The sequence below is a fragment of the Streptomyces sp. NPDC086766 genome (assembly GCF_044746005.1).
Classification (GTDB): Bacteria; Actinomycetota; Actinomycetes; order Streptomycetales; family Streptomycetaceae; genus Streptomyces.
Map to the genome: position 1 here is coordinate 433,329 of NZ_JBIVBI010000001.1, position 17,147 is coordinate 450,475.

Annotated in this window: 15 protein-coding genes and 1 pseudogene; 7 read left to right on the forward strand and 9 right to left on the reverse strand. The window is 74.6% G+C overall.

All coding sequences use genetic code 11. The features are described 5' to 3' along the window. Nucleotides 1-2 precede the first annotated feature (2 nt). From lpdA to ACIPM1_RS01955, 3 genes are all read right to left on the reverse strand, one after another. A complete protein-coding gene (gene lpdA / locus ACIPM1_RS01945) occupies nt 3-1,391 on the reverse strand; it encodes a dihydrolipoyl dehydrogenase (RefSeq protein WP_356193247.1) in 1,389 nt (462 codons plus the stop codon). A gap of 282 nt (nt 1,392-1,673) precedes the next feature. Beyond that, complete coding sequence (locus ACIPM1_RS01950) at nt 1,674-3,194, reverse strand: leucyl aminopeptidase (protein WP_402427599.1); 1,521 nt, start codon at nt 3,192-3,194, stop codon at nt 1,674-1,676. A 487-nt stretch (nt 3,195-3,681) separates the two neighbouring features. Beyond that, nucleotides 3,682-4,473, reverse strand: coding sequence for an adenosylcobinamide-GDP ribazoletransferase (locus ACIPM1_RS01955; protein ID WP_402427602.1), 792 nt, complete (start codon nt 4,471-4,473; stop codon nt 3,682-3,684). Nucleotides 4,474-4,548: 75 nt separating this feature from the next. On the opposite strand from ACIPM1_RS01955, the gene ACIPM1_RS01960 reads away from it, so the two are divergent. Further along, nucleotides 4,549-5,313, forward strand: a complete 765-nt coding sequence (locus tag ACIPM1_RS01960; protein ID WP_402427604.1) for a hypothetical protein — start codon at nt 4,549-4,551, stop codon at nt 5,311-5,313. Between the two features lie 30 nt (nt 5,314-5,343). Here the strand turns inward: ACIPM1_RS01960 and ACIPM1_RS01965 are convergent. The 3 genes and pseudogenes from ACIPM1_RS01965 to cobT form a co-directional block, all read right to left on the reverse strand. After that, nucleotides 5,344-5,988, reverse strand: a pseudogene (locus ACIPM1_RS01965) (hypothetical protein); the annotation flags it as partial. Further along, nucleotides 5,985-7,793, reverse strand: coding sequence for a phosphatidylglycerol lysyltransferase domain-containing protein (locus tag ACIPM1_RS01970; RefSeq protein WP_402427607.1), 1,809 nt, complete (start codon nt 7,791-7,793; stop codon nt 5,985-5,987). The pseudogene ACIPM1_RS01965 and the gene ACIPM1_RS01970, both read right to left, overlap by 4 nt. 79 nt (nt 7,794-7,872) lie before the next feature. Further along, a complete protein-coding gene (cobT, locus tag ACIPM1_RS01975) occupies nt 7,873-8,976 on the reverse strand; it encodes a nicotinate-nucleotide--dimethylbenzimidazole phosphoribosyltransferase (protein WP_402427610.1) in 1,104 nt (367 codons plus the stop codon). A 161-nt stretch (nt 8,977-9,137) separates the two neighbouring features. Between cobT and ACIPM1_RS01980 the strand changes: the two genes are divergently transcribed. Continuing rightward, a complete protein-coding gene (locus ACIPM1_RS01980) occupies nt 9,138-10,217 on the forward strand; it encodes a class I SAM-dependent methyltransferase (RefSeq protein WP_402427613.1) in 1,080 nt (359 codons plus the stop codon). A gap of 154 nt (nt 10,218-10,371) precedes the next feature. On the opposite strand, the gene ACIPM1_RS01985 is transcribed toward ACIPM1_RS01980, so the two are convergent. After that, nucleotides 10,372-11,574 (reverse strand): bifunctional adenosylcobinamide kinase/adenosylcobinamide-phosphate guanylyltransferase, encoded by a 1,203-nt coding sequence (locus ACIPM1_RS01985; RefSeq protein ID WP_356193266.1) that lies wholly within the window; start codon nt 11,572-11,574, stop codon nt 10,372-10,374. Nucleotides 11,575-11,755: 181 nt separating this feature from the next. Between ACIPM1_RS01985 and ACIPM1_RS01990 the strand changes: the two genes are divergently transcribed. Beyond that, the gene (locus ACIPM1_RS01990; protein WP_356193269.1) at nt 11,756-11,983 is read left to right on the forward strand and encodes a hypothetical protein; all 228 of its coding nucleotides are present in this window, start codon (nt 11,756-11,758) and stop codon (nt 11,981-11,983) included. A 103-nt stretch (nt 11,984-12,086) separates the two neighbouring features. Here ACIPM1_RS01990 and ACIPM1_RS01995 read toward each other — a convergent pair whose 3' ends face one another. Further along, a complete protein-coding gene (locus tag ACIPM1_RS01995) occupies nt 12,087-12,788 on the reverse strand; it encodes a methyltransferase domain-containing protein (protein ID WP_356193299.1) in 702 nt (233 codons plus the stop codon). Between the two features lie 83 nt (nt 12,789-12,871). Then, nucleotides 12,872-13,471 carry a DUF3043 domain-containing protein gene (locus ACIPM1_RS02000; RefSeq protein ID WP_402427617.1) on the reverse strand — a complete coding sequence of 200 codons (600 nt, stop codon included), beginning with the start codon at nt 13,469-13,471 and terminating at the stop codon, nt 12,872-12,874. A gap of 286 nt (nt 13,472-13,757) precedes the next feature. On the opposite strand from ACIPM1_RS02000, the gene ACIPM1_RS02005 reads away from it, so the two are divergent. The 4 genes from ACIPM1_RS02005 to ACIPM1_RS02020 all read left to right on the forward strand — a co-directional run bounded on the left by ACIPM1_RS02005 (nt 13,758) and on the right by ACIPM1_RS02020 (nt 17,004). Beyond that, nucleotides 13,758-14,549 (forward strand): PspA/IM30 family protein, encoded by a 792-nt coding sequence (locus tag ACIPM1_RS02005; protein WP_356193273.1) that lies wholly within the window; start codon nt 13,758-13,760, stop codon nt 14,547-14,549. Between the two features lie 103 nt (nt 14,550-14,652). Beyond that, the gene (locus tag ACIPM1_RS02010; RefSeq protein WP_356193275.1) at nt 14,653-14,931 is read left to right on the forward strand and encodes a hypothetical protein; all 279 of its coding nucleotides are present in this window, start codon (nt 14,653-14,655) and stop codon (nt 14,929-14,931) included. A gap of 172 nt (nt 14,932-15,103) precedes the next feature. Continuing rightward, entirely contained in the window at nt 15,104-16,324 is a 1,221-nt protein-coding gene (locus tag ACIPM1_RS02015; protein WP_402427620.1) for a sensor histidine kinase, read from the forward strand. After that, the gene (locus tag ACIPM1_RS02020; protein ID WP_402427623.1) at nt 16,321-17,004 is read left to right on the forward strand and encodes a response regulator; all 684 of its coding nucleotides are present in this window, start codon (nt 16,321-16,323) and stop codon (nt 17,002-17,004) included. The genes ACIPM1_RS02015 and ACIPM1_RS02020 overlap by 4 nt, the downstream gene beginning before the upstream one ends. Nucleotides 17,005-17,147 lie beyond the last annotated feature (143 nt).

The following is a 17,147-nucleotide window of genomic DNA, read 5'->3' on the forward strand; positions in this document are numbered from 1 at the left end:
CGTCAGTCGTGGGAGTGAAGCGGCTTGCCGGCCAGGGCCAGGTGGGCCTCGCCGAGCGCCTCGTTCTGCGTCGGGTGGGCGTGGATGAGCTGGGCGACCTCGGCCGGCAGCGCCTCCCAGTTGTAGATCAGCTGGGCCTCGCCGACCTGCTCGCCCATGCGGTCGCCGACCATGTGGACGCCGACCACGGCACCGTCCTTGACCTGGACGAGCTTGATCTCGCCCGCGGTCTTGAGGATCTTGCTCTTGCCGTTGCCCGCCAGGTTGTACTTCAGAGCGACGACCTTGTCCGCGCCGTAGATCTCCTTGGCCTTGGCCTCGGTGATGCCGACGGAGGCGACCTCCGGGTGGCAGTACGTCACCCGCGGGACACCGTCGTAGTCGATCGGGACGGTCTTCAGACCGGCCAGACGCTCCGCCACCAGGATGCCCTCGGCGAAGCCGACGTGCGCGAGCTGGAGGGTCGGGACCAGGTCGCCGACGGCGGAGATGGTCGGAACGTTGGTGCGCATGTACTCGTCGACGAGGACGTAGCCGCGGTCCATGGCGACCCCGGCCTCCTCGTAGCCCAGGCCCTGCGAGACCGGGCCGCGCCCGACGGCGACGAGGAGGACCTCGGCCTCGAACTCCTTGCCGTCGGCGAGGGTGACCTTGACACCGTCCTGGGTGTACTCGGCCTTCTGGAAGAAGGTGCCCAGGTTGAACTTGATGCCGCGCTTGCGGAAGGCGCGCTCGAGGAGCTTGGAGGAGTTCTCGTCCTCGACCGGGACGAGGTGCTTCAGGCCCTCGATGACGGTCACGTCCGCGCCGAAGGACTTCCACGCGGAGGCGAACTCGACACCGATGACGCCGCCGCCGAGGATGATCGCGGACTTGGGCACGCGGTCCAGGACGAGGGCGTGGTCGGAGGAGATGACGCGGTTGCCGTCGATCTCCAGGCCCGGCAGCGACTTCGGCACGGAGCCGGTCGCCAGGAGGACGTGACGGCCCTGCACGCGGCGGCCGTTGACGTCGACGGAGGTCGGGGAGGACAGCCGGCCCTCGCCCTCGATGTAGGTCACCTTGCGGGAGGCGACCAGGCCCTGCAGGCCCTTGTACAGGCCGGCGATGACGTCGTCCTTGTACTTGTGGACGCCCGCGATGTCGATGCCCTCGAACGAGGTCTTGACACCGAACTGCTCGGCCTCGCGCGCCTGGTCGGCGATCTCGCCGGCGTGCAGCAGGGCCTTGGTGGGAATGCAGCCGTTGTGCAGGCAGGTGCCGCCGAGCTTGCTCTTCTCGATCAGGGCGACGTCCAGGCCCAGCTGCGCCCCGCGCAGGGCCGCGGCGTAACCACCGCTACCACCGCCGAGGATCACTAGGTCGAAAACGGTGCTGGCGTCGTTCGCCACGTCACGTCCTCCATGCATGTGCGCCACGCCGGTCAGCACTGACCGGTCGGCGGCTGGTGTCCGGCCGCTCTTCTTCGGCCCTGTGGTGGGGGCCCTGTCCTGCCGTGCCCCATCTTCGCACTTGTCGGGAGTGAACGAGACGCCGGGCCGGAGTGTGATGCGTCCCACCCTCCCGGCGGGCGGCGGCCGGTCCGGCCCGCGGGGGCGCGGGAACTGCGTGACCAGCTCCCGCGCCCCCGGCGGCCGCTCCCCGACGGGCCGGACGTGACCGTGCGGCGAACCTCAGCCGAGGTCGCCCGCGGCGGTCAGCTCCGCCAGCCGCACCAGCGTCCGCACCCCGCTGCCCGTGCCGCCCTTCGGCGTGTACCCGAAGGGGCCCTGCTCGTTGAAGGCCGGGCCCGCGATGTCGAGGTGGGCCCAGGTGATGCCCTCGCCGATGAACTCGCGCAGGAACAGGCCGGCGACCAGGCCGCCGCCCATGCGCTCGCCCATGTTGGCGATGTCGGCGGTGGGGGAGTCCATGCCCTTGCGCAGGTGCTCCGGCAGCGGCATCGGCCAGGCCTCCTCGCCGACCTCCTCGGCCGCCTCGTGGATCGCGGAGCGGAACGCCTCGTCGTTCGCCATGATCCCGAAGGTGCGGTTGCCGAGCGCCAGCACCATCGCGCCGGTCAGCGTCGCCACGTCGACGATCGCGTCCGGCTTCTCCTGGGAGGCGGCCCACAGCGCGTCCGCGAGGACGAGCCGGCCCTCGGCGTCGGTGTTCAGCACCTCCACCGTCTTGCCGCTGTACATGCGCAGCACGTCACCCGGGCGGGTGGCGGAGCCGGAGGGCATGTTCTCGGCCAGCGCCAGCCACCCGGTGACGTTGACCTCCAGGCCGAGACGGGCGGCCGCGACGACGGCGGCGAACACGGCGGCCGCACCGCTCATGTCGCACTTCATCGTCTCGTTGTGGCCGGCCGGCTTCAGCGAGATGCCGCCCGAGTCGTAGGTGATGCCCTTGCCGACGAGGGCCAGGTGCTTCTTCGCCTTGGAGTGGGTGTACGACAGCTTCACCAGCCGCGGACCCGCCGCCGAGCCGGAGCCGACCCCGAGGATGCCGCCGTAGCCGCCCTTGGCGAGCGCCTTCTCGTCGAGCACCTGGACCTTCAGGCCGTGGTCCTTGGCCGCGCCCTGGGCGATCGCGGCGAACGACGCCGGGTTGAGGTCGTTGGGCGGGGTGTTGACGAGGTCGCGGGCCCGGTTCAGCTCCTCGGCGACGGCGACGGCGCGCTCGACGGCCGCCTTGTACGCCTTGTCCCGCGGCCTGCCGCCGAGCAGGACGGCCTCGGCCAGCGGCGCCTTGCCGTTCCTGGCGTCCTTGCCGTTCTCCTTGTACGTGTCGAAGGAGTACGCGCCGAGCAGCGCGCCCTCGGCGATCACGCCGGCGTCCGCGGCGTCCGTGAGCGGCAGGGCGAAGGCGGCCTTCTTCGTGCCGGACAGGGCGCGGGCGGCCGCGCCGGCGGCCCGGCGCAGCGCCTCGGCGCCGTACTCGGCGTCCTTCTCCGGCTGGGCGCCGAGGCCGACCGCCACCACGAGCGGGGCCTTGAACCCGGACGGCGCGGGAACCTTCGTCACCTCGCCCTCGGCACCGGAGGCGCCGAGGGTCTCCAGGACGCCGGCGAGGCCGCCGTCGTACGCCGTGTCCACGGCCTCGGCGCCCGGTGCGACGACCGGGCCCTTGGTGCCCTTGGCGACACCGATCACGATCGCGTCGGCCCGCAGGCCAGGCGCCGCGGCGGTGCTGAGAGTGAGAGCAGTCACGGTGGTGAAATCTCGCTTCCCTGTAAAGGTGGTGTGGCCGAATGCGGGTGGGTCGACCGGGCCCGACGTCCGACCCTAGATCCCTCCTGCTGTGCGGTCTTTACCTGGTCGGGTAAACAACCGGCACGAGCCTACGCGCGGTACGCGTCAGATCGTTCCTGCGGGTGTTCACCCGCTGGTGGCGCGGTGGACATCTTCCGGTCCGTGCCTGTGCGGGCCGGTCCGGCCGCCGGGGCTCCGGCGGGCGGTCCGGCCCGTTCGGGCCCCGGGGCCAACTGCCCCTCGCCGCAGGCGAATCGGTGATGGTTCGTGAGCGCCACGAGTATCCCGCCCCGTCCTGGAGCCGCCCGGGGAAACACCCGATCTCGCGACCCCCCTTTCCGCCGAGCCCGGGCTCGGGCGGCCCGCCGGCTGCACGCGGGCCGCATCCGGCGGCCGCGCGCCGGCCGGCCGGAGGACCGGCGACGGGGTCCGCACCGGCCCGGGGTCAGCCCAGGGACAGCAGCACGAGGGCGGCGGTGGCCGCGGTCTCGGCGAGGCCGCCGAAGACGTCCCCGGTCACGCCCCCGAAGCGGCGCGTGCAGTGGCGCAGCAGCAGCTCGGCCGAGGCCACGGCGACGACCACCGCGCCCGCGGCCCGGACCCCGTCGTACACCCCGGACAGCGCGCCCCCGGCGGCGGCCGCGCCGGCGACGAGCAGCGCGGCGAGCAGCGCCCCGCCCCGCGGCACCACCCCGGCGACCGCGGCCCCGAGCCCCTCCGGGCGGGCGGCCGGCACCCCGGCGCGCGCGGCCAGGGTCAGCGCGAGCCGGGCGGCGGTCGCCGCGACGACGGCGGCGAGCGCGCCCCGGGCCCACGAGACGCCGTAGGCCTGGGTGAGCGCGGCGACCTGGGCGAGCAGGGTGAGGACCAGGGTGATCACCCCGAACGGTCCGATGTCGGACTGCTTCATGATGCGCAGCGCGTCCTCGGCGGGTTTGCCGCTGCCGAGCCCGTCGGCGGTGTCGGCGAGCCCGTCGAGGTGCAGCCCGCGGGTGAGCACGGCGGGCACGGCGGCGGTGGCGACGGCGGCGAGCAGCGGGCCCGCGCCGAGGAGGAGCAGCAGCAGGCCGAGCGCGGCGGCGGCCGCGCCGACCACGATCCCGGCGAGCGGCGCGCAGAGCATCCCGGCGCGCGCGGCCTCGCGGTCCCAGCGGGCCACCCGGACCGGCAGCACGGTGAGGGTGCCGAAGGCGAACCGGAGCCCGGGCAGCGGCGGGGTCGGCGGGAGCTCGGTCACGCGGGCAGACTACGGCAGGGCCGGCCGGACCCCGGTGGGCGGGCGGTCCACCGGGGGAGGCGGCAGACTGCCCCCATGGGGCACTGGCTGGAGCGGAACATCGTCGAGCCCGGCAAGCTGCCCCTGCTCCTCGCCCTCACCGCCTTCGTCCTCTCCTTCGCGGTGACGCGGACCGTCACCCGCCTCATCCGGGCCGGGAAGGGGCCCTTCGGCAACGTCCGGGCCGGCGGTCTGCACATCCACCACGTCGTCCCCGGCGTCGTCCTCACCGTCGTCGGCGGCTTCGGCGCGGTGGCCAGCGGCCGCCAGGGCGTCGGCGCCGCCGTCTTCGCGGTGGTCTTCGGGACGGGCGCGGGGCTGGTCCTGGACGAGTTCGCACTCATCCTGCACCTGGACGACGTCTACTGGACCGAGGCCGGCCGGCAGAGCGTGGAGGTGGTGGTCCTCACCGCGGCCCTGGTCGGGCTGGTCCTCGCGGGCTTCGCGCCGTTCGGCGTCAACGACCTGTCCCAGGACGAGGTGCAGAACCGCGGCACGGTGATCGCGACCGTCGTCGGCAACTTCCTGTTCTCGCTGGTCGCCCTCTACAAGGGCAAGGCCCGACTGGCCGTCCTCGGGATCGTCGTCCCCGCGATCGCGCTGGTCGGCGCGGTCCGGCTGGCCCGGCCCGGCTCGCCCTGGGCCCGGCACTTCTACCGCCGCCGCCCGCGCGCCCGGGCCCGCTCCAGTCTGCGCGCCTACCACCACGACCGGCGCTGGGCCGGGCCCCGGCGCCGGTTCCAGGACTGGATCGGCGGCAAGCCCGACGAGGAGATCACCCGCCTCCCGGGTCACTCGTGACCGGCGCGGCGCCGGCCAGGCCCCGCGGACCCGGTGCCGCACCGCCGAGAGCGCGCACAGCGCCGCCACTCCGGCGATCGCCGCGAGGTGCTCCTTGCCGGCCAGGTTCTCGCGCACCGCCACCTCGATCGCCATCGCCGCGACCACCGCGCCGGCGGTGACGTACGCCCCGTAGCGCCAGCCGAGGTAGACCGCGAGCCCGACCACGGCCGCCGACGGGCCGGCGTCCACCACCCGCGCGTCCGTGGCCGGCAGCCCCAGCGGACGGAGCGGCCCCAGGGCGATGCCGACGCGCGCGTACAGGGTGCCGGCGAGGGTGGCGGTGTAGGCGAGGCCGAGCGTCCGCCACCGGCCCAGGCAGATCTCGGCCATGCCGAACACGCACAGGAGCTGCGCCAGCGCGCCCCAGCACGGCAGGTCCAGGGCCGGCACGAACAGCGACAGCGGGGTGCGCAGCAGGGCGACCCCCAGCGGGTCCGCGGCCCGGACCGCCCCGAGGTGCTGGACGACGTCGTGGCCCCACGGCCGGTTCTGCGCGAAATGGAGCACCCAGGTCAGGCACACCGCGCCCAACGTCAGGGGTATCGCCCGCAGGCGCCGCTCCCGCAGCGGCCCGCGTACGGCGACGTACAGCGGACCCCATTCGGCGCGGACCCAGCGGGCGAGGGCTCTCATCGGTGCGTCTCCAGGTGCTCGCGGTGCAGCCACTTCGGCAGGCCGGGCGTGCCCGGCCCGGCCGTCAGGAACCCCTCCGCGCGCGCCGACGCGAGGCCGATGCGCAGCAGGTCCCCGCTCTTCTCGAAGAGCAGGAACCGCGGTTCCCAGATGGGCCGGTACTTGGCGTTGGCGCGGTACAGCGACTCGATCTGCCACCAGCGGGAGAAGAAACTGAGCAGTGAGCGCCACAGCCGCAGCACCGGCCCGGCGCCCAGCCGGGCGCCACGTTCGAAGACCGAACGGAACATGGCGAAGTTGAGCGAAACCTGCGTGATCTCCATCTCCCGGGCGCGGCGCAGGAGTTCCAGCACCATGAACTCCATCAGCCCGTTCTCGCAGTGGCGGTCGCGGCGCATCAGGTCCAGGGACAGCCCGTGCGGCCCCCACGGCACGAAGGAGAGCAGGGCCCGCAGTTCGCCCTCGGCGTCGCGGCACTCGAGCATCACGCACCGCCCGTCCTCGGGATCGCCGAGCCGGCCCAGCGCCATGCTGAACCCGCGCTCGGTGGCGCCGTCCCGCCAGTCGTCCGCCCGCCCGACGAGGTACGCCATCTCGCCGGCCGGGATCTCCTCGTGCCGCCGGACGCGCACGGTGTACCCGGCCCGCCGTACCCGGTTGTAGGCCTGCCGCACGGTCCGCATGGCCCGGCCCTCCAGGGTGAACTCGGCGACGTCCACCACGGCCTCGTCGCCCAGTTCGAGGGCGTCGAGGCCGTGCCGCGCGTACACGGTCCCCGCCTCCTCGCTCGCCCCCATCACGGCCGGGATCCACCCGTGCGCCCGCGCCTCGGCGAGCCACGGCCCGATGGCGCCGGGCCAGGCCTCGGGGTCGCCGAGCGGGTCCCCCGAGGCCAGGGACACCCCGCCGACCACGCGGTAGGCGACGGCGGCCTTGCCGGTCGGGGACCACAGCACGCTCTTCTCCCGGCGCAGCGCGAAGTAGCCGAGCGAGTCCCGCTCACCGTGCCGCGCCAGCAGTTCCCGCAGCCGCTTCTCGTCGTCCTCGCTGAGCGGGTCGACGGCGCGCCGGGAGCGGAAGGCGGCGTAGAGGACGGCGAGGACCAGGGCTGTGGAGAGCACGTTGACGGCGACGTTCGCCCAGTTGGGTGTGTCGACGCCGGGGAAGTGGGACTCGGAGGCGGCGACCGAGACCAGCCGCAGCGTGCCGTAGTGCCAGCGCTCGGCGAACGTCGAACGGGCCGCGTCCGGCGCCTGGTTGGTGGCCGTCACCAGCAGCGCGGCGAGCAGCGAGGACACCAGCAGACCGCCCACCGCGACGACGGCGGCGAGCCTCGGGTTGGACCGGTCGCCCTTGGCGTAGAACTCCCGCCGCCCGGCGAGCAGCGCGGCGACGAAGGCGGCGGTGAGGGCGAGGGAGATCCAGTTCTGCGCGCTGCGGCGGATCTCCGGGAAGGTCATGGCGAAGCCGAACAGGGCCAGGAACGGGCCGCTGAGCCCGAGGTTCAGGATCCAGGACGCCCGCTTGCGGCGGCGCATGGTGATGGCGAGGAACGTGGCGAACACGCCGGAGGCGAAGCCCGCGGTGAGCAGGTACGGCGTGAACAGGTTCTCCTGGTTGTGCCGGCGCACGTCCTGGCCCAGGGAGACCCACACCGCGCTGAGGAAGTTGACGAACGCGACGCCCCGCAGGTACCAGACGGCGAACGCGGCGGCCCGCCGCGCGTGCGGGCGGCCCGGCCGGCCGCTCTCGGTCGCGCCGGCCGGAGCCCGCTCCTCACGTACGGCAATTCGGGCATCTCCCATAAGAGGCGATCATATGGGTGCCGCCCCGGCGAACGGCTCTTTTCCGTCCGCCGTCCGCCGTCCGCCGTCTGCCGTCCGCCTACTCCGCCGCCCCGTCCGCCTCGCCGGCCTCGCCCTTCTCCGGCTCCGTGGCCTCCCCGGCCCGCTCGGGAAGCTCGGCGGCCAGCGCGGCGGCGCTCTGCACCAGGGGCAGCGCCAGCAGCGCTCCCGCCCCCTCGCCGACGGTGAGCCCCTGTTCCAGCAGCGGCTCCAGCGCCATCCGGTCCAGGGCCTTCGCCTGACCCGGCTCCCCGCTGCCGTGCCCCGCGAGCCACCAGTCCGGCGCCCGGAACGCCACCCGCTGGCCCACCAGCGCGCACGCGGCCGACACCACCCCGTCCAGGATCACCGGCAGCTTGCGCACCGCGCACTGGAGCAGGAACCCGGTCATCGCCGCGAGGTCGGCCCCGCCCACCGCCGCCAGCAGCTGCAGCTGGTCCCCGAGGACCGGCCGCGCCCGGCGCAGCGCGTCCCGGATCGCCGCGCACTTGCGCATCCACGCCAGGTCGTCGATCGCCTCGCCGCCCCGCCCGGTCACCACCGAGGCGTCCGTCCCGCATAGCGCGGCGACCAGCACGGCCGCGGGCGTGGTCCCGCCCACGCTCACATCGCCCAGGACCACCAGGTCCGTACCGGAGTCGGCCTCCTCGTCGGCCACCGCCACCCCCGCCCGGAACGCCGCCTCCGCCTCCTGTGGGGTGAGTGCGTCCTCGACGTCGATGCGCCCGCTGCCGCGCCGCACCCGGTGCCGTACGACGTCCCCGGGCAGCGCCCCGGGGTCGCAGTCCAGCGCCATGTCCACCACCCGCACCGGGACGCCGAGCCGCCGCGCCAGCACGGACACCGGCCGGCCGCCCTCCAGGACCGCGCGCACCAGGTGCACGGCACTGCCCGCCGGCCGCGCCGACACGCCGAGTCCGGCGACTCCGTGGTCGCCGGCGAACAGCACCACCCGCGGCTGTTCGACCGGTCGCACCGGCACCGCGCCCTGCGCCGCGGCCAGCCACTCACCCAGGTCGTCGAGTCGGCCCAGGGCGCCGGGCGGCACGACCCGACGCTCCCGGCGGTCCTCCGCGTCACGGCGCACACCGCCGTCGGGACGCTCGATCAGATCGGTGAAGTCGTCGAGGTTAAGCGAGCTCATTCGCCGAACAGTACCGGCCGCGGTCGAACAGGACGGCGCCACATCGGCAGCACACCCCCACCGCGTGATTGCACCCAAGATCCCGATCCCATACGTTCCTTTTGCAGCGGAATGTCGTACGTCCCTGCGGTACGCCCCTCGCGCCCCACCGGGAGCCGCCCATGCCGCCCCTGCCGTACGCCCCGCGGGACTACGACCCGCGCCGCATCGCGTACGCCGCCGAACTCGCCGAGGGCACCGGCCGGTTCCACGAGCCGCGCCGCGAGGACTGCCCCTGGTGCGGCTCCGGGCGGCTGCGCACCCGGCTGCGCGCGCCCGACCTGATGCAGCACAAGCCGGGCACGTTCGTGCTCGACCAGTGCCGGGACTGCGGGCACGTCTTCCAGAACCCCCGGCTCACCGGGGCGGGACTGGCCTTCTACCACCGGGACTTCGGCGAGGACGACGCGCGGGGACCGGCCGAACGCGTCCTCGCCGCCGCGCGGGGCGACCGGCGGCACCGCACGGTCGCGCACCTGATGCGGAACGTGGGGGAGCCGGAGAGCTGGCTGGACGTCGGCACGGGCCACGCCCACTTCCCGCGGGCGGCGCGCGAGGTCTTCCCCTACACGTCCTTCGACGGCCTGGACCCCACCCTCCGGGTGGTGCGGGCCCGTGACGCCGGGTGGATCGAGGAGGCCCACGTCGGCCACCTGGCGGACCCGCACCTCGTGGCCCGGCTGCGCGCCCGCTACGACGTGGTGAGCGTCTTCCAGCACCTCGCGCACGTCCCGGACCCGCGCGCGGAGCTGGACGCGGCCCTCGCCGTCCTGCGCCCGGGCGGGCACCTGCTGATCGAACTCCCCGACCCGCGCAGCGTGTTCGCCCTGCTGCTGGGCAGGTGGTGGCTGTCCCACGGCCAGCCGCGCCATCTGCATCTGCTGCCGCCGAGCAACCTGTGCGCGGAGCTGGAGGCGCGCGGCTGCACGGTCCTCGTCGTCGACCGCCGCGGCCCCCACACCCCGTACGATCTGGCGGCGGCCCTCGCCCTGGCCGTCACCCATGCGCTGCCCGCGCCGGACGCTCCCTGGCACCCCGAACCGGCCGGCGGTCCGCGGTGCCTGCTGCGGGCGGTCCTGACCGGAGCGGCCGGTCCGCTCGTGGCCGCGGCGGCGGCCGTGGACCACGCCCTGGCCCCGCTGCTGCGCCGCACCCCCTTCTCCAACGCCTACCGGGTCGTCGCCCGCCGGGACACGGCCTGAAGCGGCGGGGCCGCCTCCTGCGTGCCGCTGCCCGTGTCCCGCTGCCCGTGTCCCGCCCCGCATGTGCCAGCCGCCTCCCGTGTCCCGGTCCCGGAGCCGCCCGGTCCCGGAGCCCGGAGCCTCCGGGTCCCGGAACCTCCCTGCCCGACCGCCTTCAGCCGCGCAGCGGGAGCGCCTGGCCCGCGACCACCAGCAGGACGTGCTCGCACTCGCCGGCGAACGCGGCGTTCAGACGGCCGAGTTCGTCGCGGTAGCGCCGCCCCGACGACGTGGCCGGCACGATGCCCGAGCCCACCTCGTTGGAGACGGCGACCACGGTCCGCCGTGTCGCCCGGACCGCCGCCGTCAGCGCGGCCACCCGCTCCCGCAGCGCCCGTTCCCCGCCGTCCGCCCACTCCGCGTCGTCCCAGGCGCCCACCGAGTCCATCGCGTCCGTCAGCCACAGGGAGAGGCAGTCGACGAGCAGCGGCGGCCCGTCCTGCTCCAGCAGCGGCACCAGGTCGCAGGTCTCGACGGTGCGCCACGACGCCGGCCGCCGGTCCCGGTGCGTGGCGACCCGCGCCGCCCACTCGGTGTCGCCGCCCCGGGACCCGCCGGTCGCCACGTACAGCACCCGGGGGAAGGACTCCAGCCGCCGCTCGGCCTCCACCGACTTGCCCGACCGGGCCCCGCCCAGCACCAGCGTGCGCCGGGGCACGTCGGGCACGTCCTCGTACACGCCGACCACCAGCGTGCTGCCGTCCGGCACCGCCCGCGCCCCCGCCGCGGCGAGCCGCCGCCGCAGTTCCGGGCCGGGCGGCACGTCGTGGTCGAGGTGCACGGCGAGGACGTCGGTGGTCGGGCCCACCGCCCCGACCGCGCGCAGCCTGGCCAGGGCGTCCGGGCGGCCCACGACGTCCGCGAGGACCATGTCGTAGGCCTCCGCCGACCCCTCCTCCAGCCCGGCCGGGGCGCCGCCCGGCGGCAGGTACAGCAGCCGCTGCCCGTCCGGCCCGGTCACGGAGTAGCCGGTGCCGGGCGCGTCCAGCGCCACCGCGCGCACCCGATGCCCCGTCAGCAGCGCCAACTCCCGCCCGTCCGGCACCCGGCCGGGCTGCGGCAGCCCGGCCGGCACCTCGACCGCGGGCCCGTCGTGCGGGTGCGTCAGCAGCACCTGCCCCACGCCCGCCAGCGAGTGCCCGGCCCGGGCGGCCGCGAACGCCGCCCCCGGTGTCAGGTCGAGCAGCAGCGCCCCGTCCACGAGCAACGCCGTCGCGGCCCGCGCGTCGGCGCCGAGCGCCGTCGCGCAGGTCGCACAGGGACAGTCGGGGCGGGGGAGTCCCGCGGGGGCACCGGTGCCAAGGAGAGTCACGTCCACGCACCCGATTTTCCAGGCTGCCCCCGCCTCCCGCCCGCTCGAGTCCCGCGTGGCGGGTCCCGGCCGGGTGGATCGGCCGTGGCCTCCTGACGGGGCGGGCCGCGCAGCGCATAGGGTGCGGGAAGGAGCCGGACCAAGATCCGGCTTCCGCTGTGCAGTGTGCTCACACAGGGAGGCGTACATGGTGGCATGGACGTGGCGGTTCGAGGCGGCCGACGGGACGGAGGTCCAGCCGGCGGTGCAGCCCGAGGAGTTCACCACGCAGGGCGACGCCGAGTCCTGGATCGGGGAGAACTGGAAGGAACTGCGCGAAGGCGGCGCCGACCAGGTGCGGCTCTTCGAGGACGCCACGGAGATCTACGGGCCGATGAGCCTGCACGCGGACGAGTCCTCGACGTCCGGGGCCTAGACGTCCCGCTGGGAGAAGGGGGCGGCCACCGCGGACCGCCTCCTTCTCACCGCCGTGAGGTGCCGTCCCACCGCGCGTGAGGTCCGGCCGGCACGGCACGTGCTCAGCCGCGGACGCCGCACAGGTGCAGCAGGGCCGCGACCCCGCGGTACGGGTCGGTCCGCCCCGCGCGTTCCTCGGCCGCCAGCAGCGCCGTCGGGTCGGCCGGGGGCTCGGTGCCGTCCGCCGCCGTGTCCGTGAAGACCCGCACCCCGTACCAGGCGTGCAGCGGCGCCCCGATCCCGGCGAGCGTCGCCGTCAGGTCGGCCAGCCGGTCCGCGCGCACGTCGAGCCCCAGCCGGTTGCGGTACGCGGTCGTGTCGAACGCGCCCAGCGCCGCCGCCCAGTCACCGGACAGCCCGGGACGCAGCGCCAGCGCGTCCCCGTTGCGGACCAGCAGCGACAGCAGCCCGCCCGGCGCGAGCATCCGCGCCAGTCCCGCCAGCAGCGGGTCCGGCTCCTCGACGTACATCAGTACGCCGTGGCACAGCACGACGTCGAAGCTGCCGGGCAGGAAGTGCACCCCGGTGTCCTGGCCGTCGCCCTCGACGATCCGCATCCGCGCCCGGATGCCCTCCGGCTCGGCGGCCAGCGCCTCCCGGGCGACGGAGATCATCGTCCGGTCCCGTTCGAGCCCCGTCACCTGGTGCCCGGCGCGCGCCAGCCGCAGCGCCTGCGTGCCCTGGCCCATGCCCACGTCGAGCACCCGCAGCCGCCGCCCGACCGGGAACCGCCCGGCCACCTGCTCGTCGAGCTGCCGGGCCACCAGCTCCTGCCGCACCATGTCGCGCAGTCCGCCCAGCTTGTTCAGCCACGCGTCGGCGGCTCCCCCGGTGAAAGCGGTCGCGCTCAGGGCCGTTCCCCGCGCTTGACCTGCGGCTTCGGCAGCCGGAGCCGGCGCATCTGCAGCGAGCGCATCAGGGCGTAGGCGACCGCGCCCCGCTTGTTCTGGTCCGGGAAGCGCTCGGCGAGCCGCTTCCTCAGCCGGACGGCGCTGAGGATCGAGTCCAGCACGATCAGGATGATCACCACGAGCCACAGCAGCAGCGCGATGTTCTGCAGAGAGGCCACCCGCACCATGCTCAGCACCAGGATGACCACGGCCATGGGGAGGAAGAACTCCGCGATGTTGAAGCGCGAGTCGACGAAGTCGCGCGCGAACCTGCGCACCGGCCCCTTGTCCCGGGCCGGGAGGTACCGCTCGTCGCCGCCGGCCAGCGCCTGGCGCTGCCGTTCCATCGCGGCACGGCGCTCCTCGCGTTGCCGCTTGGCGGCGTCCTTGCGATTCGTCGGCGTCTGGGCCACGCTGCGGCGCTGGGCCTGGGCCTCACTCCGCTTGGGCGTGGGCCGGCCCTTCGGGGCCTGCGGGTCACGGGGCTGCTTGGAGAAGTTCACCGGGGCCTTGGCGGCGGCCGGGGTCTTCTCTTCCTTGGCACGGCTACGGAACACAAAACCCAAGGGTACGGGCTTCCCCCGCATGGGCCCCAGTCCGGCGGGGAACGATCCGGCAACACCGGGCGTCCTTAGGGGGACAGAGCGGACGTCGCGCACACGTCCCGCCGCCGGCACCCGGGGATCACCTACTCCCCGAGCCGGAGAGGGAGCGTACGCAGTCGTCCTCGGGGATGACCGCATCCGTCCCCGGACAGTGCGGTAATGGAGGCAGGGCCCGTACTGTGGGTTCTGTCGCAGGATCTGTGAGCCGGAGTCCGTCAGAAGGGGGCGCGCGAAGCCCATGAGCGGTGTCATGAAGCGTATGGGGATGATCTTCCGCGCGAAGGCGAACAAGGCCCTTGACCGGGCCGAGGACCCGCGCGAGACCCTCGACTACTCGTACCAGAAGCAGCTCGAGCTGCTGCAGAAGGTGCGCCGCGGCGTCGCGGACGTGGCGACCTCCCGCAAGCGTCTCGAACTCCAGCTGAACCAGCTGCAGCAGCAGTCCTCCAAGCTGGAGGACCAGGGCCGCAAGGCGCTCGCGCTCGGCCGGGAGGACCTGGCCCGCGAGGCGCTCTCCCGCCGTGCCGCGCTCCAGCAGCAGGTGACGGACCTGGAGACCCAGCACGCGACGCTCCAGGGCGAGGAGGAGAAGCTCACCCTGGCGGCCCAGCGGCTCCAGGCCAAGGTGGACGCCTTCCGTACGAAGAAGGAGACCATCAAGGCGACCTACACCGCGGCCCAGGCGCAGACCCGGATCGGTGAGGCGTTCTCCGGCATCTCCGAGGAGATGGGCGACGTCGGCCTCGCGATCCAGCGCGCCGAGGACAAGACGGCGCAGCTTCAGGCCCGCGCCGGCGCGATCGACGAACTGCTGGCCTCCGGCGCCCTGGACGACCAGTCCGGCATGGCCAAGGACGACATCCAGGCCGAGCTGGACCGGCTCTCCGGTGGTTCGGACGTGGAGCTGGAGCTCCAGCGCATGAAGGCGGAGCTGGCCGGAGGCACGCCCCAGCAGGCCATCGAGGGCGGCACCGGCCAGGGGCAGAACCAGCAGCAGCCGCAGGACACCCCCCGCTTCGACAAGCAGTAGGTCCTCGACCAGCAGCACGTCACGGGCGGTACGCAGCTGGGCAGCACGCAACCAGGCAGCACGTCACGTCACCGACAGCCGGGCCCACGCCGAGGAGGGCGACATGATCGTACGGATCATGGGGGAGGGGCAGGTGAGACTGGCCGAGGGCCACCTCGCCGGCCTGAACGCACTGGACGACGAACTCCTGGCCGAGATGGAGAAGGGCGACGGCCCCGGCTTCCGCCGTACCCTCCAGGCCCTGCTGTCCACCGTCCGTGAGCTGGGCGAGCCCCTGCCGGACGACTCCCTGGAGCCGTCCGAGCTGATCCTGCCCTCCCCCGACGCCACCCTGGAGGAGGTCCGGGACCTCCTGAGCGACGACGGCCTGATCCCCGGCTGAGCGGCGTCCGCGGAGCTCCTCCCCGGCCGCGACCGCGCCCCCGTCGTACGCCCCCTCCCGTACCCGTGCCCCGGCGTGCGCCCGGAGCGGCGCGGGCGCGCCCCCGGTGCGCGTCCGTCGCGGTTCCGGCCGCGGTTCCCGGCGCGCCGGGCTGCCCTTACCGTTGACCCCCGTGAGCACACTCGACCGCGCCAGATGCCGGCTGAAGGCGCACCCCCTGGCACTGGACGCGGCGCTGGCCGCGGGCGTGCTGGTGTGCATGGTGGTCGGCTCCTTCGCCGGCCCGAACGGCGAGAACGGCGTCAGCTGGGGCGTGCGCAGGCCGGACCTGCTGAGCCTGCTCCTGATGACCGTCGGCGCCGCCGCGCTCGTCTTCCGCCGCCGCGCTCCACGGACGGTGCTCGCCGTCACCGGCACCGTCTCCCTCGTCGAGTGCCTCACCGGCGACCCCCGCGCCCCCGTCGCCATGTCCGCCGTGGTCGCCCTCTACACCGTGGCCGCCGCCACCGACCGCCCCACCACCTGGCGCCTCGGCCTGCTCACCATGTCCGTGCTGACCGGCGCCGCCATGCTCGCCGGCCCCCTGCCCTGGTACGCCCAGGAGAACCTCGCCCTCTTCGCCTGGACCGGCATGGCCGCCGCCGGCGGCGACGCCGTGCGCAGCCGCCGGGCCTTCGTGCACGCCATCAGGGAGCGCGCCGAGCGGGCCGAACGCACCCGCGAGGAGGAGGCCCGCCGCCGCGTCGCCGAGGAGCGCCTGCGCATCGCCCGCGACCTGCACGACGTCGTCGCCCACCACATCGCCCTCGTCAACGTCCAGGCCGGGGTCGCCGCGCATGTCATGGACAAGCGCCCCGACCAGGCCAAGGAGGCCCTCGCCCATGTCCGGGAGGCCGGCCGCTCCGCGCTGAACGAACTGCGCGCCACCGTCGGGCTGCTCAGACAGTCCGGCGACCCCGAGGCCCCCACCGAACCCGCCCCCGGCCTGCACCGCCTCGACGACCTCGTCGCCACCTTCCGCAACGCCGGCCTCCTGGTCGAGGTCGCCCGCTCCGACCACGGCACCACCCTGCCCGCCGCCGTCGACCTGGCCGCCTACCGCGTCATCCAGGAGGCGCTCACCAACGTCCAGAAACACGCCGGCACCCGGGCACGGGCCGAGGTCAGCGTCGTACGCGTCGGACCCAACGCCGAGATCACCGTCCTCGACGACGGCACCGGCGACGACGACGGCCCGCTGCCCGGAGGCGGCCACGGACTGCTCGGCATGAGGGAGCGGGTCACCGCCCTCGGCGGCACCCTCACCACCGGTCCCCGCTACGGAGGGGGCTTCCGGGTCCATGCGATCCTGCCGGTCACGACCCGCAGCCGCGCCCCGGGGGACCCCGTATGACGATCCGAGTCCTGCTCGCCGACGACCAGGCGCTGCTGCGCAGCGCCTTCCGCGTGCTCGTCGACTCCGAGCCCGACATGGAGGTGGTCGGCGAGGCGTCCGAGGGCGCCGAGGCGGTGCGGCTGGCCGGGGAGCGGCGCGCCGACGTGGTGCTGATGGACATCCGGATGCCCGGCACCGACGGCCTCGCGGCCACCCGGCTGATCAGCGCCGACCCGGCCCTCGCGCACGTCCGCGTGGTCATCCTGACCACCTTCGAGGTCGACGACTACGTGGTGCGGTCGCTGCGCGCGGGCGCCTCCGGCTTCCTCGGCAAGGGCAGCGAGCCCGAGGAACTGCTCACCGCCATCCGGGTCGCGGCGGGCGGCGAGGCGCTGCTGTCCCCGGCGGCCACCAAGGGGCTGATCGCCCGCTTCCTCGCGCAGGGCGACGCCGCGGACGACGGGCGCGACCCGGCCCGCTCCGCCCGGCTGGAGACGCTGACCGTGCGGGAGCGCGAGGTGCTGGTGCTGGTCGCGGGCGGGCACTCCAACGACGAGATCGCCGAGCGGCTGGAGGTCAGTCCGCTGACGGTCAAGACCCACGTCAACCGGGCCATGGCCAAGCTGGGCGCCCGCGACCGGGCGCAACTGGTCGTCATCGCCTACGAGTCGGGGCTGGTGCGTCCGCGGGCGGAGTGAGCCCGGGGACCGCACCGTGGGCGGAGTGAGCCCGCGCACCGGACGGCCGAGCCCGGTCCTCGGGGTGGAGCGGGAGGGCGCCGGACCGTACGTCCACGGGTGGAGCGGCCTCCGCCCGGGCGTACTGCGGCCGGAGTAGGGCG